General features: G+C 71.8%; 14 protein-coding genes. 6 read left to right on the top strand and 8 right to left on the bottom strand.

Annotation, left to right across the window (positions count from 1 at the left end; genetic code table 11):
- Positions 1-58 precede the first annotated feature (58 nt).
- Positions 59-1081 carry a lysophospholipid acyltransferase family protein gene (locus OV427_RS23260; RefSeq protein WP_267858345.1) on the top strand — a complete coding sequence of 341 codons (1023 nt, stop codon included), beginning with the start codon at positions 59-61 and terminating at the stop codon, positions 1079-1081.
- Between the two features lie 6 nt (positions 1082-1087).
- Here OV427_RS23260 and OV427_RS23255 read toward each other — a convergent pair whose 3' ends face one another.
- The 3 genes from OV427_RS23255 to alr all read right to left on the bottom strand — a co-directional run bounded on the left by OV427_RS23255 (position 1088) and on the right by alr (position 3527).
- Positions 1088-1666: a hypothetical protein gene (locus tag OV427_RS23255; protein ID WP_267858344.1), complete on the bottom strand. Its 579-nt coding sequence runs from the start codon at positions 1664-1666 to the stop codon at positions 1088-1090.
- A gap of 76 nt (positions 1667-1742) precedes the next feature.
- A complete protein-coding gene (locus OV427_RS23250) occupies positions 1743-2213 on the bottom strand; it encodes a hypothetical protein (protein WP_267858343.1) in 471 nt (156 codons plus the stop codon).
- A gap of 108 nt (positions 2214-2321) precedes the next feature.
- A complete protein-coding gene (gene alr / locus OV427_RS23245; RefSeq protein WP_267858342.1) occupies positions 2322-3527 on the bottom strand; it encodes an alanine racemase in 1206 nt (401 codons plus the stop codon).
- Positions 3528-3762: 235 nt separating this feature from the next.
- Between alr and OV427_RS23240 the strand changes: the two genes are divergently transcribed.
- The 3 genes from OV427_RS23240 to OV427_RS23230 all read left to right on the top strand — a co-directional run bounded on the left by OV427_RS23240 (position 3763) and on the right by OV427_RS23230 (position 8426).
- On the top strand, positions 3763-4659 hold the full coding sequence (locus tag OV427_RS23240) for a sigma-70 family RNA polymerase sigma factor (protein WP_267858341.1): 897 nt from the start codon (positions 3763-3765) through the stop codon (positions 4657-4659).
- A 16-nt stretch (positions 4660-4675) separates the two neighbouring features.
- A complete protein-coding gene (locus tag OV427_RS23235) occupies positions 4676-7675 on the top strand; it encodes a serine/threonine-protein kinase (protein ID WP_267858340.1) in 3000 nt (999 codons plus the stop codon).
- Positions 7676-7757: 82 nt separating this feature from the next.
- Entirely contained in the window at positions 7758-8426 is a 669-nt protein-coding gene (locus OV427_RS23230; RefSeq protein WP_267858339.1) for a metallophosphoesterase, read from the top strand.
- 8 nt (positions 8427-8434) lie between these two features.
- Here OV427_RS23230 and OV427_RS23225 read toward each other — a convergent pair whose 3' ends face one another.
- From OV427_RS23225 to OV427_RS23205, 5 genes are all read right to left on the bottom strand, one after another.
- Positions 8435-8818 (bottom strand): hypothetical protein, encoded by a 384-nt coding sequence (locus OV427_RS23225; protein WP_267858338.1) that lies wholly within the window; start codon positions 8816-8818, stop codon positions 8435-8437.
- Between the two features lie 11 nt (positions 8819-8829).
- The gene (locus OV427_RS23220; RefSeq protein ID WP_267858337.1) at positions 8830-9906 is read right to left on the bottom strand and encodes a TIGR02996 domain-containing protein; all 1077 of its coding nucleotides are present in this window, start codon (positions 9904-9906) and stop codon (positions 8830-8832) included.
- Between the two features lies 1 nt (position 9907).
- Positions 9908-11293 carry a hypothetical protein gene (locus OV427_RS23215; RefSeq protein WP_267858336.1) on the bottom strand — a complete coding sequence of 462 codons (1386 nt, stop codon included), beginning with the start codon at positions 11291-11293 and terminating at the stop codon, positions 9908-9910.
- Between the two features lie 232 nt (positions 11294-11525).
- A complete protein-coding gene (locus OV427_RS23210; RefSeq protein WP_267858335.1) occupies positions 11526-12824 on the bottom strand; it encodes a universal stress protein in 1299 nt (432 codons plus the stop codon).
- A 68-nt stretch (positions 12825-12892) separates the two neighbouring features.
- Positions 12893-13921, bottom strand: coding sequence for a 2-hydroxyacid dehydrogenase (locus OV427_RS23205; RefSeq protein WP_267858334.1), 1029 nt, complete (start codon positions 13919-13921; stop codon positions 12893-12895).
- A 254-nt stretch (positions 13922-14175) separates the two neighbouring features.
- On the opposite strand from OV427_RS23205, the gene OV427_RS23200 reads away from it, so the two are divergent.
- Together OV427_RS23200 and OV427_RS23195 are read left to right on the top strand one after the other, a co-directional pair.
- Positions 14176-14625: a thioredoxin family protein gene (locus OV427_RS23200; protein WP_267858333.1), complete on the top strand. Its 450-nt coding sequence runs from the start codon at positions 14176-14178 to the stop codon at positions 14623-14625.
- 25 nt (positions 14626-14650) lie between these two features.
- On the top strand, positions 14651-15991 hold the full coding sequence (locus OV427_RS23195) for a nicotinate phosphoribosyltransferase (protein ID WP_267858332.1): 1341 nt from the start codon (positions 14651-14653) through the stop codon (positions 15989-15991).
- The last annotated feature ends 2 nt before the right edge of the window (positions 15992-15993 follow it).

Here is a 15993-nt window from a genome sequence, read left to right as displayed (position 1 = left end):
GCGCCGAGCGAGTGTGTGTGGCCTTGCCCGTCACGGTGGGTTCGGGTGGAGTGCCGCCGTGTCCCAGATCGCCTCAACGCCCTCTCCCGAAATCCCACAACCGGCCACTCGGAAGCTGCCCTCGGAGCATCTGCGCCGCATCGTCGGCACGCCGCCCGGCAAGGTGGTGGACCTGCTCACGCGCGTGGTGTGGGCGTTCCTCACGTGGCTGTCGCCGGAGTCGCGCGACGCGCTCGCCCGCTTCGTGGGGAACCTGGCGTACACGCTGGGCATCCGCCGCCGGGTGGCGATGGAGAACCTGGCCATGGCGATGCCGGAGAAGAGCGAGGCGGAGCGTCGGGAGATTGCGCGCGGCGCCTACATCAACATGGCGCGCGTGGTGGTGGAGTCGCTGCCGGGCGGTGAGCGGCTGCCTCCGGACTGGGCGGAGCAGGGAGTGGAGGGCGGGGAGGCGTGGGAGGCGCTGAAGGCGCACGTGGCCACGGGCAAGGGCGCGCTGATGGTGACGGCGCACTTCGGCAACTGGGAGTTGCTGGGGGAGATGCTCATCCGCTGGGGCATACCGATGACCGCGCTGGTGCGGCCGCTGAAGGGGGCGCTCAACACGCGCATCGCGGTGAACCGGGTGCGCGTGGGTGCGGGGCTCATCTACCCGCGAGGCGCCATCCTGGAAGTCCTGGGAGCGGTGAAGCGGGGTGAGTCCCCGCTCATGCTGCTGGACCAGGCGCTGCCGGCGAAGGCGGCGGTGTTCGTGCCCTTCTTCGGGAAGCTGGCGTCCACGACGCCGGCCATGGCGGTGGCGGCGAAGCGCACGGGCGCGCCGGTGTTCGTGGTGATGGGCGTGCGCAACGGGCGCGGCGGGGCGAGGCTGCGGCTGGAGGTGGAGGGGCCGATTCTCCCGCCCGCGCCGGGTGAGTCGGAGGACCCGCTGACCGAGCACACGGCGCGCGTGACGGCCGCGCTGGAGCGCTGCATCCGCAAGTATCCGGACCAGTGGATGTGGCTGCACCGGCGGTGGAAGTACCCGCCGGAGCCGGCGGCCGCCGGCAAGGCGGTGGCGGCGCTCGAGGCGAAGGACTGAGGGCGACTACCAGCGATAGTCGCCGAAGAGGCAGTCGGCGAGCGTGACCTTGCCGAAGCCGGTATTGCCCACCTGCAGGTCCGGCACGGGCGTGGAGAGCACGTCCTGAGGCAGGCGAGTGGTGCCGAACGTTTCGATGGCGAGGGCTTCGAGCTTCTCCGCGAAGGGTAGGAACTCCGCGGGAAGCGGTGGCTGGTAGGAAATGCTTTCCGTGCGCTGCTCATGCACCTGCTTGCTGTGAGTTGCATACAGGATGTGCACGGGCGCCAGGATGCAGACCATCAGCACCACCTCTTTGTGCTCCGGTGCACCCATGGGATGGCCAGGCAGCCCCAACCGAAGTGAGTAGGCAGGGTCATAGCGGATATTGGGATAGTCCCACGCGCTGCAATCGGGCATCGCTGCCTTGACGCGTTGAAGAAATGCGTCCCATGCACGGGCATCGCTCACGGCGGCACGCCGGAGCTTGTCGAGCCGTTTGAACTCCTCCATGGACTCGTACCGGGGGTCAGTCTCATAGAGGCCCGCCGGGTAGTACTGATGGACGAGTCGGAGGAGTGCCTCCGCGGTGAGCAACTGGCCCATGAGACTGCCTCCCTGCTTGCTGAAAGATAGGCATTCGTGAGGCCAGTGGCGATGCGTGCTGGCCGTACGGCAGTCGCTACTCCGGTGCGAACTTCGTTCGAGGGATTCCTGGCTCGATGAAGCGACGGACCCTGACACCTGGAAGCCGCGACTCCAAAAGGGTCCTCATGTGCTCCAGGAACAGGAAGCAGAGCTCCGCGCTCGTCGCGGGTCGCTTGCTCAAGGCAAGACGTGCGGCCTCATCGGCTGCCATGGCTGCCGCCTCTTGCGCCAGGACGTCGGCAACAACCCTCCTCTTGGTTTTGATCGGGACGCCAATCTCCACGTCACACTGGGCCTGGACCGGCTGGGTCTGAGAAACGCGTGTGAGAGTGATGGTGGTCTGCGCCACCTTCCACCCTCCTGCCGCACTGCCCTGCCGAGAAACCACCTCGTGGAACTGGAAGGCCGCCGGTGGAATCCGCCCAGCGCCGGCCGCACAGCCGGAGCCCAGGCTCCCCACCAGCATCCACCCGAGCAGCACGGTCAGCATGAGACGCGGTCGCATGCGCCCTCCTGGCCGGAGCTCCCGCCGGCCCGAGCCGTTTCCGCGCCCTGCTCCTGAAGCCAGAATCAAACCCCAGGAGCTCCGTTCGACTCACGACACCCTGGGCGCCTACTCCACCACCACCCGCTTCAGGTGCGCGCCCAGTCGCGTGACGACTTCGTAGTGAATCGTCTGCGCCCAGCTCGCGAGTGACTCCGCGGACACGGACTCCTCGCCGTCCTTCCCCATCAGCGTCGCCGTCACGGGGCGCTCGTCGGACGTCGCGCGCGTCACGTCCACGATGAGGTGGTTCATCATCACGCGCCCCAGCACCGGGCACCGGCGCCCATTCACCAGCACGTGCGCCTTGCCCGACGCCAGCCTCGGGTAGCCGTCGTAGTACCCCACCGGCAGCACGGCGATGCGCGTGGGCTCCGGGCACCGGTACGTGCAGCCGTAGCCCACGTAGCTGCCCGCCGGCAGCCACTTCACCACCTGGCTGCGGCACTTCCACGCCAGCACCGGCTTGAGCACCGGCACCTCTCCCAGCACCAGCCGCGCCGACAGCCGCGTCTCCGGCGAGGGCCACAGCCCATACAGCGAAATCCCCACCCGCAGCGCCTCGTACCGCGCCCTGGGCAACACCAGCGTCGCGGCGCTCGCGGCGATGTGCCGCTGCAGCGGCTTCGCCGGCTTCAACTGCGACTCCAGGAACGCCATCCCCGTCTCGAACGCGTCCACCTGCGCCAGCGCGTACCCCTGCTCCGTCACGTCCTCCGTGTTCGCGAAGTGGCTCAGCGCCCCCACCACCTCCAGCACGTCCCGCGCCTCCACCAGGAAGTGCGACTCTCGCGGCAGCCCGTCCAGCGTGAAGCCCTCGCGCCCCAGCCCCGTGTCGATGTGCACGTGCACCCGCAGCGGCTTCTCCAGCTTCGCCGCGCGCAGCACCGGCACCGCGTCCGCCTGGCCACGGTCCGCCACCACCACGTCGATGCCCTCGCGCGCCAGCACCACCGCTTCTGTCGGCGCCACCGCCCCCAGCACCAGCACCTGCCGCGGAGGCAGCCCGTGCGCCCGCTCGTGCTCGCGCACCTTGAGCGCGTCCTGCGGTGCGATGAAGTAGAGGACGTCCACGTCCCCGTGCACCAGCGGCAGCACCTGCGCCAGTCCGTGCCCGTAGGCATTGCCCTTCAGCACCGCACCCAGCGCGCGCGGCGGTGCGCCCTTCCCCTCCAACGCCCGGAACACCGCCACGTTGTGCCGCAGCGCGGACGCGCTCAACTCCAGCCACGAGGCATGGACCGCGTCTCCAGGGCCGCTTCCAATCGACTCCACTTGCACCTCCACCTCCACTCAGCGCCCCATACCAGCAATGCGCGGGCCATGGGGTATGCGGCACCCCGGCCACACCCGTGCCCGCGCGCGGGGCAGGCGGACGGGAGCCCGCGTGGGCTCCGCTGCGCCCGTGCCCCACACCCTCCCTTCTGGAAGCCACACAGCAGGCGTGCAAGCACTTCACCGGGGAAACAGTCGAAACCGGATTACCGGAGGCGGTGCTATCGTCGCCCTCGTGTCCACACCGGACGTTTCCCTGGCCCAGGCCTTCGTCGCGGCGCGCGGCGGCACCGCTTCTCCGGAGTTGCTGCCCTCCTTGCAGGAGCGGCTGGCGCGCGTGTTGGACCAGGCGCGCTCGGCGTGGCCCGGTGTGGCGCTGGACGGCCCGCGCTACGTCGGCCACCTGGCGCGGTTGCTCACGGGAGAGGCCCCCGCCGAGGACGTGGAGAAGCTGAACCTGCCGGACGTGTACCTCGCCCGCGCGGCGGCGGACGGACTGCCCGCCGCGCTCAAGGCCTTCGAGGCGCGCTTCCTCCCGGAGGTCGACGCGGCGGTGGCGCGCCTGAAGCTGCCGCCCACGGGCCTGGACGAGGTGCGCCAGTTGCTGCGCCAGCGCATGCTGGTGGGTAGCGCGGAGGCGCCCGCCCGGCTGGCCGCCTACCCCGGCACCGGCCCCCTGAGCGGCTGGGTGCGCGCGGCGGCGCTGTGGCTCGCATTGGACTGGCAGCGCCAGCGCAGCGGCCAGGCCCAGGCGGAAGACGGCGACCTGTCCATGCTGATGGCGCCCGGCGATGACCCGGAGCTGGCGTACCTCAAGACGACGTACCGCGCGGAGTTCAATGCGTCCTTCGCGGCGGCGCTCGCGGCCCTGGAGCCGCGCCAGCGCAACTTCCTGCGCCTGAAGTACCTGGACGGGCTGAGCATCGACCAGCTTGGTGCGCTGTACGGCGTGCACCGCTCCACCGCGGCGCGCTGGGTGGTGGGCGCCCAGGAGGCCCTGCTCCAGGAGACGCGGAGCCTGCTCACCGAGCGCCTGCGCCTCACCCGCTCGCAGCTCGACAGCGTGCTGCGCCTCATCTCCAGCCAGCTCGACGTGAGCCTCAGCCGCCTGCTGCGCTCGCGGCTGGACTGACGAAAGCCCGCACGCCGTGGCCTGTTTAGACGAGAGCACCTTCGTCGAGCTGCTGATGGGCAGTCTGCCTCCGGCCCGCGCGGCCGAAGTGGACGCGCACCTGGACACGTGCGTCTCGTGCCGGCGCATGGTGGCGCAGGGGCTGCGCGCGCAGTCTCCCGACGAAGGGCCTCCCGGCGAGGCCACCGCGCTGACGCCGCCCCGCCCCGCGCGCGGAGAGGACGCGCCGCTGGAGAAGGGCACCGCGGTGGGCCGCTATCTCGTGCTGGAGCGGCTGGGCTCTGGCGGCATGGGCGTCGTCTACAGCGCGTATGACCCGGAGCTGGACCGGCGCGTGGCCCTCAAACTGCTGCGCGTGGGCGAGCTGGGCCTGGAGATGGAGGAGGGCCGCGCCCACCTGCTGCACGAGGCGCAGGCCATGGCCCGCGTCTCGCACCCGCACGTGGTGCCCGTCTACGACGTGGGCACCTTCGGACAGAGTGTCTTCCTCGCCATGGAATTGGTGGAGGCGCAGACGCTGCGCCAGTGGCTGAAGGCCGCGCCGCGCCCGTGGCGGCAGGTGCTGACCCTCTTCGTGGACGCGGGCCGGGGCCTCGCGGCGGCGCACGCGGCGGGTGTGGTGCACGGCGACTTCAAGCCGGAGAACCTCCTCGTCGGCCGCGACGGCCGCGTGCGCGTCACCGATTTCGGGCTCGCCCGCAGCGCCAACCCGCTGAGCGAGGACGCGCCGGGCACGCCCGTGGCCGGCGGCACGCCCGCGTACATGTCGCCGGAGCAACTGGACCCGGACGCGCACCCGGACGCGCGCAGCGACCAGTTCGCCTTCTGCGTGGCGCTGTACGAGGCGCTCCACGACGAGCGCCCCTTCGCGGCCGCCACGGTGCGCGAGCTGCTGGCGGAGATTCGCACCGGGCGGGTGAAGCCCGCGCCCCGGGGCTCGCCGGTGCCGCCGTGGCTGCGGCGCGTGGTGGTGCGGGGCCTGTCCGTCGACCCCATGGACCGGTATGGCTCCATGGACGCGCTGCTGGCCGCGCTCCAGCACGACCCGGCGGCGCGCTGGGTGCGGCGGCTCCAGGTGGCGGGCGGCGTGGCGCTGCTCCTGACGGCGGTGGGCGTCACCCACGCGGTGGGCTCGCGCCGCGAGCAGGTGTGCGCGGGCGCGGGGAAGGAGCTCGCCACGGTGTGGGGGCCGTCGCAGCAGGCGGCCATCCAGTCCGCCTTCCTCTCCACCGGCAAACCCTATGCGGCCGCGGCGTGGCAGCGCGTGCGACGCACGCTGGACGTGTACACCGCCGAATGGGTGACGACGCGCACCACCGCCTGCGAGGCCACGCGCGTGCGCCGCGAGCAGCCCGAGGAGGTGCTCGCCCGGCGCATGCACTGCCTCGACGGCCGGCTGGCGGAGGTCGCCGCCCTCACCCAGCTCTTCGCCCGCGCGGACGCGGGCACGGTGGAACTGGCCGCGCGCGCCGCGGAGGCGCTGCCACCCTTGCAACGCTGCTCGGACCTCGCGGCCCTGGCCGCGCGCGCGCCCGAGCCCGTGGACGCCGCGGCGCGCGCCCGGGCGGAGGCGCTGCGCCAGACGCTGGTGCGGGCCCGCGCGCTGAAGGCGGCCGGCAAGTACGCGGAGGCGGTGGCGCTGCTGGAGCCGGTGGTGAAGACCGCGAAGGACGCGGGGGACCGCTACGGTGCCGCGGACCTGCTGCTGCCCCTGGGCGAGCTGCGGGAGGAACTGGGCGACCCGCGCAAGGCGGAGGCCACGCTCTTCGAGGCGGTGTGGGCCGCCGAGGCCGGGCGCAACGACGTGGTGGCCGCGCGGGCCTGGACGTCGCTGGTGCACACGTCCGGAGAGGTGCTGGAGCAGTACGCCCTGGCCTGGCGCTGGAAGGAGCGCGCGGAGGCGGCCATCGAACGGATGGGCGGCGACGCGGTGCTGAGCGCGCAGCTCCAGGTGCGCACGGGGGCGCTGCACTTCGTGCAGGGCCGCTACACGGAGGCCTCCGAACAGCAGGAGGCGGCGCTCGCCCGGCTGGAGCAGACGTATGGCCCGGACAGCCTGGAGGCCGCGGACGTCCGGCTGGGGTTGGGCTCCACACGCATCGCCCAACACCGCGTGGAGGAGGCGCTGAAGCTCACCGAGCAGGCGCTGGAGACGCGACGCAAGGCCCTGGGCCCGGACCACCCCGACGTGGCGCGCGCCCAGATGAACCTGACCGAGGTCTACTGGCGGCAGGGCAACCTGGCGCGGGTGGAGGAGCTGTCGCGCACGGCGCTGGCGGTGTTCGAGCGCGCGCTCGGCCCCGGACACCGCGACGTGGCGACCGCGCTCGAGATGCTGGCGGCCGTCGTGGAGCGCCGGGGCCGGGGCGAGGAGGCCCTGCGCCTCCAGGAGCGCGCACTGGACATCGCCGTCCAGGTGGAGGGCGTGGAGAGCTCCGGCACCCAAATCGTCCTGAGCAACCTGGCCAACCTGCTGGCGCGGATGGGGCGCCACGAGGAGGCCCTGGCGCGTCACATGTCCACCATTGCCCCGCTGGAGCAGCGGCTCGGGCCCCAGCACCCCTTCCTGTCCAGGGCCCACCGGGCGTGTGGCAACAACTACCGGGACATGAAGCGCTACGAGGAAGCCCACCCCTACCTGCTGCGGGCGCTGGCCATCCTCGAGTCGCGCCAGGATGACCCGTATGGCTACCTGACGGGTACGTGGATTGACCTGGGCCGCAACTGGCTGGACCTGAAGCAGCCGCGCAAGGCCGCCGAGGTGCTGGAGCTGGCGGTGGCGAACCGCTCCGGCTCGAAGCAGACCGCGGGGGAGCGGGCCTTCGCGCGCTACGCCCTGGCCAAGGCGCTGTGGGAGGGGAACCTGGACCGGCCCCGCGCCCTGCGACTGGCCGAGGAGGCGCGGGAGATGTTCTCGGGCATGGGAGAGCGGTACGTGAAGGTGGTGGTGGAGATGGACGCGTGGCGCGCCAGCCTGCCCCGGCCGGACCGGGTGCCGGCGGCCGGCACGCGCTAGCGCCTGTCGGAAGCACGGCGGGTGACGAAAGAAGCGCATGGGGCTCCCGTCCCCGCATGAAGCGCATTAAAGGATGGGCGGGATGCGAACGCTCTTCATCGGGGACGTGCACGGGTGCGCGGAGGAACTGGACGCGCTGCTGGCCGAATGCGGCTGGCGGCCGGACGACCGCGTGGTGCTGGTGGGGGACCTGGTGGCGAAGGGTCCGGACTCAGCGGGCGTGGTGCGACGGGCGCGCGAGCGCGGCTTCCTCGCGGTGCGCGGCAACCATGACGCGCACGTGCTGCGCTGGCACGCGGGCCGGGGGCCCAAGGGCAAGAAGCTCAAGCCCGAGCACCAGCTCGTGCTGGACACGCTGTCGCCCGAGGACTGGACGTGGCTGGCGGCCCAACCGCTCTACCGCCACTTCCCGGAGCTGAACGTGGTGGCGGTGCACGGCGGACTGGTGCCGGGCGTGGCGCTGGAGCACCAGAAGGAGGACGAGCTGCTCAACCTGCGCAGCATCGCCGCGGACGGCACGCCGTCGAAGCGCGTGGACGGCGGCGAGCCGTGGGGAAGCTGCTGGAAGGGGCCGGAGCTGGTCATCTTCGGGCACGACGCCATGCGCGGGATTCAGCGGCACCCGTACGCGCTCGGGCTGGACTCGGGCTGCGTGTACGGCGGCCGGCTGTCCGCGTACGTGCTGCCGGAGGGGCGGCTCGTGTCGGTGCTCGCGAAACGCGCGTACGTGGACGTCGACGCGTCAGGGTGAAGCGCGGCTCACGACCACGCGACCTGGACGTAGACGGCGCCGGCGCGCTCCAGCAAACGGCGCCCCTCATCGCCGAGCAGCACTTCGACGTGGATGCGCAGGACCCGACTGCCGAAGCCCGTCGCGGCCCGGATGGCCTCCGCGAGCGTCTCGACCTGGCGCTCACTCCGCAGCTCCGCCTCCACCGTCTCCGTGGGGGGCAGCGCCTCCAGGCTCCAGTCATCGAGGCTCCGGGCCGTGAAGCGCTCCAGGCACCGGGCCAGGAAAGAGGCGGCGAACTCCCGCACCATGCGCGGGGCCGCGTCGACGATATCCACCCGGGTCAGGTCTTTCAGCTCGCACAGCTCGGTGAACAACTCCGCCTCGAGCCGGCTGCTCCCCCATAGCTCCAACTTCCGCAACCTCAGCGGGTAGTCCAGTCCCTCAGCCGCCGGGCGATTTCCGGGTGCACGTTCCCCGTCGCTGTCACGCCCCGCAGGTACGGGCTCTTGAGCCATTCCAGGGACGTGACCAGGGCCGCCTGGGTCAACGTATGGCTCCACGAGATTTCCCGAACCGTGCCCCAGGCAGGCCCGGCTGGAGTCAGCACCGCGGGCGAATGGAACAGGTCGAAGTTCATCCGGACCGCGACCGGAAAGCCCCGCTCGAATCGGGTGAGCCCATCGCGGACGTATGGCCCCAGCGGGGCCTCCCACGTCCTCCTGTGGTGTCCCTGCAACTCCCAGATGCGCTTCTCGTCGGAGTGCGGTGAGCACTGGAGCACGATGAACTCGCCGGCCGCGTCACCATGCTCCAGCAGGTGGTCCGCCAGGACGAGTCGCGCATCATCATCGTCCGGTCGCGAATAGACCCGGGCCAGGAGCTCTTCGCGCAGCGGCGCGCTCGACGCCTCGGCGCTGGCTCGTGCGTCGAGGGCTGCCTCCAGTGCACCGACCCGTGCCTGGGTCTCCTCGGCCAACGGAGGAGGCGGTTGCGCGGTCATCTTCTCGATGAGGCCCTTGAGCGCATCAGCGTGCTCATCTTCCACGTGACGACTGGTGCTCAGCGCACGGAGCAGCTCCAGGGTCCGAGGGTCCTTCAGGAAGAGCAGGGGCCCGCAGAGCCCCTGAACGATGGGACCCTCACGCCCGATGGGCAGCCGCGAGAGCTCCATCAGGACGGGCGTGAGCCGGGGGTCCGGGGACCCATAGCCAAGCATCCCGAGCTGACGGATGACCGCGTCCACGTTTCCCTCACGGGCATACGCCATGAGGATGAAGTAGTCCCTGGGAACGTCCTCGAACGGTGGGGGCGACGGGCGCTTGCGCGACGGCAATGGCCAGGCGTCTATCCGTGCCGACAGTCGCTCCACGAGCGCCGCGAGGCGCTCCGAGCGCGACTCCCACCAGGCCAGGAGCAGGGACTCCATTGCCCTCTGCTCCTCGTGCTGCCCGAAGGCCTCGAGCGCACGCTCGAGGAGGCCATTCACGTCGCCCACCATGTCAGGACCACTCCACCCGTGCGTAGGCGGACGTCACCTCCCTCAACAGCCGCAGCCCGTCGCGGTCGGCGCACTGCCCCACGTGGACGTGGACCGCCCGTGTCCCGAAGCCCAGCGCGCCACGGAGCCCCTCGGCGAGGGGCGCGGCGCCCTCCTCGCTCAACAACGTCGCCCGGAGGGGCACGTCCTTCTCGGGCGTCAACTCGAGGCTCCACTGGCCCCTGCTCCAGGCCTCGAAGCGCTCCAGCCGCGGCGCCAGCCGCGACATCGCGCACAGGTGCACGTCCAGCGACACCGCATCGTGGATGAACAGGCGCACCAGGCTCCGCAGCCGGTCCAGGTCGGCGAACACCTCCCGCGACGCCGGCTCGAGACCCGAACATTCGAGCTGTCGCACTCCGACCTGCCGCTCGGCCAGTCCCCGCACCAGTGAAGGCGCCACCCGCTTCAGCGTCGTCACTCCGCTCAGGCAGGGGTGTGAGAGCCACTCCTCGAAGCGCGGAAACGCGACCGAGTTCGCGTCCACCTCCCGCACCGTCCTCCAGTGCCGCGTGGGTTCGGGCAGCGGGCCCCCCCAGTGGCGGCGCAGCAGGACGGCGACAGGGAAGCCCCGCTCGAAGCGGGTATCGGCGTGGTCCACATACGGGCCCAGCACGGTGGACCACTGCTCTCCCCTCGCCTCGGACAACTGATGGATGCGCTGGCGGTCCGCCCGGGGCGAGCACTGCAACATGATGAACTCACCGAGCGGGTCGTCCTGCGCCAGCAGGTGGTCCGCCAGCACCATGCGCGCCTCCACGTCCTCCGGGTCCGCGTACACGCGGGCCAGCAGCTCCTCGCGGGCCGGGTCTGGAGCCTCGCGTCGGGCCAGGGCCGCCTCCAGTTCCTCGCACTGGCGCGCGAGCTCCGGACGCAGGGACTGCTGCCCATGTGACCAGACCCTCTCGAGGGTGGTCTTCAGCCGTCTGGCATACGGGGAGCCAGACTCGAGGCTCGCGTGCAGGACGGTCAGGGGCTGGATGACGCGGGGGTCTGCCTGCGCCTCGAACAGACCGCACAGCTGCTGGAACACCTCCGGCGAGCTGGCGACGGGCAGCTGAGCGAGGGCCAGCAGGCCGGAGGTGAGGCGTGGGTCCGCCGGACATCCGTGCAAGGCCATCAGCCGGCTGCTCAGCACTTCGGCCAGCCCCCGCTTCGCGGCCTTCATGAGGCCGTCGAGCAGCAGCGGCTTCGGGCTGCGCCGGGACCGCGACGAAGCGAGGCCCTTGGATTCCACGGTGACGGAGTCGGGCTTCGCCGCGAGCCGCAGCGTAAGCCGCTCCACCAGCTCGGCGAGGCGCTCACTGCGTGAGTGGTGCCAGGCTTCGAGCAGGTGCTCGAGGGCCATCCTCTCGTCATGCCGGAGGAAGGCCCGGACCGCCGAGCGTCCAAGGAACTCGATGGAGAGGTCAGCCACACCGCCAGTGTACCCGAAGCCCTTCGCGGCTCAGCCCCACTCCGCCCGCGCATGGACAGACGCCGCCTCCTCGGCGTGGCGCTCGAAGGCCTCCAGCGCGCGTCCGAGGAGGTCTCTCAGGGTGTCACTCACGGGACGGCAGTGTACCCCGTGTGCCCCGGCCTCACCCCTTCGGAGGCCGCACCACCAGCACCGGCCGGTCCATGCGCAGCAGCACCTCCTGCGTCACCGAGCCGAGCACCGCGCGCTTCAGCCCCGAGCGCCCGTGCGTGCCCATGACGAGCGCATCCACGCGGAGCCGCTCGGCGGCCTGCACCAGCGTCGTCACCACGTCCCGGCCATGGGGAAGCACCTCCACCTGCACGCGTCGCCCGCCGGCCTGCGCCGCCTTCGGCACCAGCGCGAGGAGCTGCTGCTTCAGCTCCTCCTCCTGGCCGGGCTTCACGCGCCCCTCCAGCACGTGGACGAGGTGCACCGTGCCACCCTCGGGCACCAGCCCGCAGGCGTGGGCCACCGCACGGTTGCCCGTGTCCGAGAAGTCGGTGGCCACGAGCACCTCGCGGTACACGGGCAGCGGCACGTCCGAGACCGAGGGCGCCACCATGGAGGGCACGCACGCCACGGACATGCGAGCCAGCCGCACCGCGTGGTGCGACACGCTCCACAGCCGGCCCAGGGCGCGCCGGTGGTGCGTGCCCACCACCAGCAGGTCCACGCCCTCGCGCGAGGCCAGGTCGACCAGGTGGTCGGCGATGCGCCCCACGCCCGCGTGCACCACGACGCGAGTCGCCTGCCCCCCCGAAGCCAGCGGCGCCATCAGCGAGGCCGTCTCCTCCTCCATCGCCTGCCGCAATTCCGTCGTGATGTCGCCGAAGGCGGGAGGAAGCGGCAGCCCCAGGCGCGGGTACTCCTCCTCCGGCCAGTACACGCGCGCCCCCACCACCTCCACCGCGCCGAAGCGGCTCAGGCCCTTCACCCACTCGCGCGCCGCCTCGAAGGGCAGCGAGCGGTCCACGCCCAGCATCACCTTCAGCGGCCGCTCGCCCCGGGCCCACGCCTCCAGCGGCGCCGCGTCGCGCACCACCAGCAGCGGGACGACCAGCGCCTGCGCCAGCCGGTCCACCGTGCCCCCCACACTCAGGAAGGGCGCCTCGTCACTCGGTGCCGCCGTCACCACGAGCGAGGCCTTCTGCTCCCGCGCGTAGGCATCCACCACCTCGGCCGGGTCCCCGGTGAGCAACACACGCTCCACCTTCGCGCCCGACTTCTCCAGGCGCTTCGTCTGGTCGGCCAGGGCGGCCTCGGCCGCGTCGGTCAGCGCCCGCCCGAAGGCCCGCGCGGAGTTCGGGTTCAGCACGTGCACCAGGCGCAGAGGCTCTCCCGTCTTCCGGGCGAGCTCAGCGGCCAGGGTGGATGCGCGCAGCGCGGCATCGGAGAAGTTCGTGGCGCAGACGATGGACATGTCGCTCTCCCAGCTTCAGTTGTGCGGCTCGGTTCGAGGTGAAGACCTTTCACCTCCCGTGCCAGTGCTTACTTCGCGGCGGGCGGCGCGCGAAGCACCTGCTCGGCGCGCACCTCGTTCACCAGGGGCTCACCCTGCTCGAAGGCCATCACGCTGGCCAGTGTCGTCTCGGCGATGTTGGCCAGGGCCTCGTGGGTGAGGAAGGCCTGGTGCGAGGTGACGAGGACGTTGGGGAAGGTGAGCAGCCGCGCCAGCACGTCGTCCTGCAGCACCTGCCCGGAGAGGTCCTGGAAGAAGATGCCCTCCTCCTCCTCGTACACGTCCAGCCCCGCGCCGCCGATGCGTCCTGCCTTCAGCGCGTCGAGCAGGGCCCGGCTGTCGATGAGCGCGCCGCGGCCGGTGTTGATGAGCAACACACCCTTCTTCATCCGCGCCAAAGCCGCCGCGTCCACCATGTGGCGCGTGCCCGGTGTGAGCGGCACGTGGAGGGAGATGACGTCCGACTCGGCGAACAACACGTCCAGCGGGACGAAGGCCACGCCCGCCTCGCGCTCGAAGTCGGCGTCGGGCGCCACGTCGTAGCAGAGCACCTTGCAGCCGAAGCCCCGGAAGATGCGAACCGCCACGCGGCCGATGCGGCCCGTGCCCACCACGCCCACCGTCTTGCCGGCGAGGTCGAAGCCCACCAATCCGTCGAGGGAGAAGTTCCAGTCGCGCACGCGCGCGAAGGCGCGGGGGATGTGGCGGTTGAGGGAGAGCACCAGCGCCACCGCATGCTCGGCCACCGCGTGCGGTGAGTACTCCGGCACGCGCGTCACGCGAATATCCAGCCGCTGCGCCGCCTCCAGGTCCACGTGGTTGTAGCCCGCCGAGCGCGCCGCCACGAGCCGCACCCCGCCCCCATGCAGCGCTGCCAGCGTGGCTGCGTCCACCTTGTCGTTGACGAAGGAGCACACCGCGGGAAAGCCATCCGCCAGCTTCGCCGTCTGCAACGTCAGGCGCGGCTCGAAGAAGGTGAGCGCATGACCGAAGTGCGCGTTGGTCTTCTCAAGTGCCTCACGGTCATAACGATGGGTGTCGAAGACGGCCAGCCGCATGTCTGCTCCCCTGCCCGGCTGGACTGCATGCCCGCCGTATCCGCCCGGGTGTCAGTGCAAGGCCCGCTCCAGTCACCGGCCCCGCCGTACCCGCACGGGCCGCGCAAAAGCTGCGCACACCGGGGCGACGCGGCAAAAGCTGCGCGCCAGGCGAGCGGCGGTTGGCTCGGCAGCGAGCTTGCGACTTCGCATTTCAGGGCGCGCGGAGGGGCCGAGGCCTACCTTGGTGGGAAGAGTTCGCGACCGGAGGAGCCATGTTCCGCTGTAAGGCCTGTGGAGCGTTCAACCGTGTGCGCGAGCCCCGTCCGCCGGGCTCGCCCGAGTGCGGCCGCTGTCACTCCGCGCTGGACGTCACCGGCGCCCCGCAGGAGGTGGATGGCGAGGGGCTGGACCGCGCCGTCCTCGGCTCCCCGGTGCCGGTGCTGCTCGACTTGTGGGCCCCCTGGTGCGCGCCGTGCCGCGCCGCGAGCCCCATCGTGGAAGCGGTGGGACGGGCGCAGGCGGGACGGCTGCTGGTGCTGAAGCTGAACACCGAGCAACACCCCCACGCGGCCAGCACGCTGCGGGTGCAGGGCATCCCCACCTTCGTGGTGTTCGCGGGCGGGCGCGAGGTGGCGCGGCGCAGCGGGGTGATGCCCCGCGCGGAGCTGGAGCGGTGGGTGATGACGTCGGTGGCACAGGGCGGCGCGAACGCCACCGCTTGAGCCACCGCGTGCAAGGAGGCACGTCATGGAGGATGGCGCCGCGCTGTTGACGGACCTCTACCAGTTGACGATGGCGGAGGCGTACCTCGACGAGGGGCTGTGGGACGAGGCGGTGTTCAGCCTCTTCGTCCGGCGCCTCCCGGAGCACCGCAACTACCTGCTCGCGGCGGGGCTGGAGGACGCGCTCGACGTGCTGGAGCGCCTGCGCTTCCGCGCGGAGGACCTGGACTGGATGGCCTCGCTGGGGCGCTTCTCGGACCGGCTGCTCGGCTGGCTGGAGCGCTTCCGCTTCAGCGGGGACGTGGACGCGGTGCCGGAGGGCACGCCGGTGTTCGCCCAGGAGCCGCTGCTGGAGGTGCGCGCGCCGCTGCCGGAGGCGCAACTGGTGGAGACGTACCTGCTCAACCAGGTGCATCTCCAAACGCTCGCGGCGTCCAAGGCGACGCGGGTGGTGGAGGCGGCGGCGGGGCGCCCGGTGATGGAGTTCGGCCTGCGGCGCATCCACGGCGCGGACGCGGGGCTGAAGGTGGCGCGCGCCGCGTACGTCGCGGGGGTGGACTCCACGTCCAACGTGCTCGCGGGGAAGCGTTACGGCATTCCAGTGGCGGGCACCATGGCGCACAGCTACGTGCAGGCGCACGACGACGAGTTGGAGGCCTTCCGCGCCTTCACGCGCGTGTACCCGGACGCGACGCTGCTGGTGGACACCTACGACACGCTGCATGGGGTGCAGCACGCCATCCGCCTGGCGCGCGAGCGGGGCGAGGACTTCCAGGTGCGCGCGCTGCGGCTGGACTCGGGTGACCTGCTGGCGCTGTCGCGCGCGGCGCGGGAGATGCTGGACGAGGCGGGGCTGCACGCGGTGCGGCTCGTCGCCAGCGGCGGGCTGGACGAGGACGCTGTCGCGAGGCTCGTCGCGCACGGCGCGCCCATCGACACCTTCGGAGTGGGGACGGCGATGGGCGTGTCCGCGGACGCGCCCTCGCTGGACATGGCGTACAAGCTGGTGGAGTACGCGGGCCGCGAGCGCGTGAAGCTGTCCGAGGGGAAGGTGCTCCTGCCGGGCGCGAAGCAGGTGTACCGGCAGGAGAAGGACGGCGTGGCGCGCGGGGATGTCCTCACCCGGCGCGGAGACGTGGTGCAGGGAAGGCCGCTGCTCCGTCCGGTGATGCGCGCGGGGAAGCGGCTGCCCGGAGCCTCCCCGCCGCTGGCGGACGTGCGGGCCCGCGCGAGGCGGGAGGTGTCACGGCTCCCGCGCGAGGTGCGCGCGCTGGCGCCCGCGAGGCCACCGTACCCGGTGAAGGTGGGCACGGAGCTGGAGCGGGCGCGCGCGGCGCAGGTGGAGGCGTGGTCCGCGGCGCCCTGAGC

Source organism: Pyxidicoccus sp. MSG2 (assembly GCF_026626705.1).
In the GTDB taxonomy this organism is placed as follows: domain Bacteria; phylum Myxococcota; class Myxococcia; order Myxococcales; family Myxococcaceae; genus Myxococcus.
This window is presented reverse-complemented; position numbering and strand designations above follow the sequence as displayed.

What these genes read in the sequence shown, in the direction of transcription:
- OV427_RS23255 (WP_267858344.1), bottom strand. Translation starts at nt 1,666, where the DNA reads ATGGGCCAGTTGCTCACCGCGGAGGCACTCCTCCGACTCGTCCATCAG.
- OV427_RS23250 (WP_267858343.1), bottom strand. Translation starts at nt 2,213, where the DNA reads ATGCGACCGCGTCTCATGCTGACCGTGCTGCTCGGGTGGATGCTGGTG.
- OV427_RS23230 (WP_267858339.1), top strand. Translation starts at nt 7,758, where the DNA reads ATGCGAACGCTCTTCATCGGGGACGTGCACGGGTGCGCGGAGGAACTG.
- OV427_RS23220 (WP_267858337.1), bottom strand. Translation starts at nt 9,906, where the DNA reads ATGGTGGGCGACGTGAATGGCCTCCTCGAGCGTGCGCTCGAGGCCTTC.
- OV427_RS23215 (WP_267858336.1), bottom strand. Translation starts at nt 11,293, where the DNA reads ATGGCCCTCGAGCACCTGCTCGAAGCCTGGCACCACTCACGCAGTGAG.
- OV427_RS23210 (WP_267858335.1), bottom strand. Translation starts at nt 12,824, where the DNA reads ATGTCCATCGTCTGCGCCACGAACTTCTCCGATGCCGCGCTGCGCGCA.
- OV427_RS23205 (WP_267858334.1), bottom strand. Translation starts at nt 13,921, where the DNA reads ATGCGGCTGGCCGTCTTCGACACCCATCGTTATGACCGTGAGGCACTT.
- OV427_RS23200 (WP_267858333.1), top strand. Translation starts at nt 14,176, where the DNA reads ATGTTCCGCTGTAAGGCCTGTGGAGCGTTCAACCGTGTGCGCGAGCCC.
- OV427_RS23195 (WP_267858332.1), top strand. Translation starts at nt 14,651, where the DNA reads ATGGAGGATGGCGCCGCGCTGTTGACGGACCTCTACCAGTTGACGATG.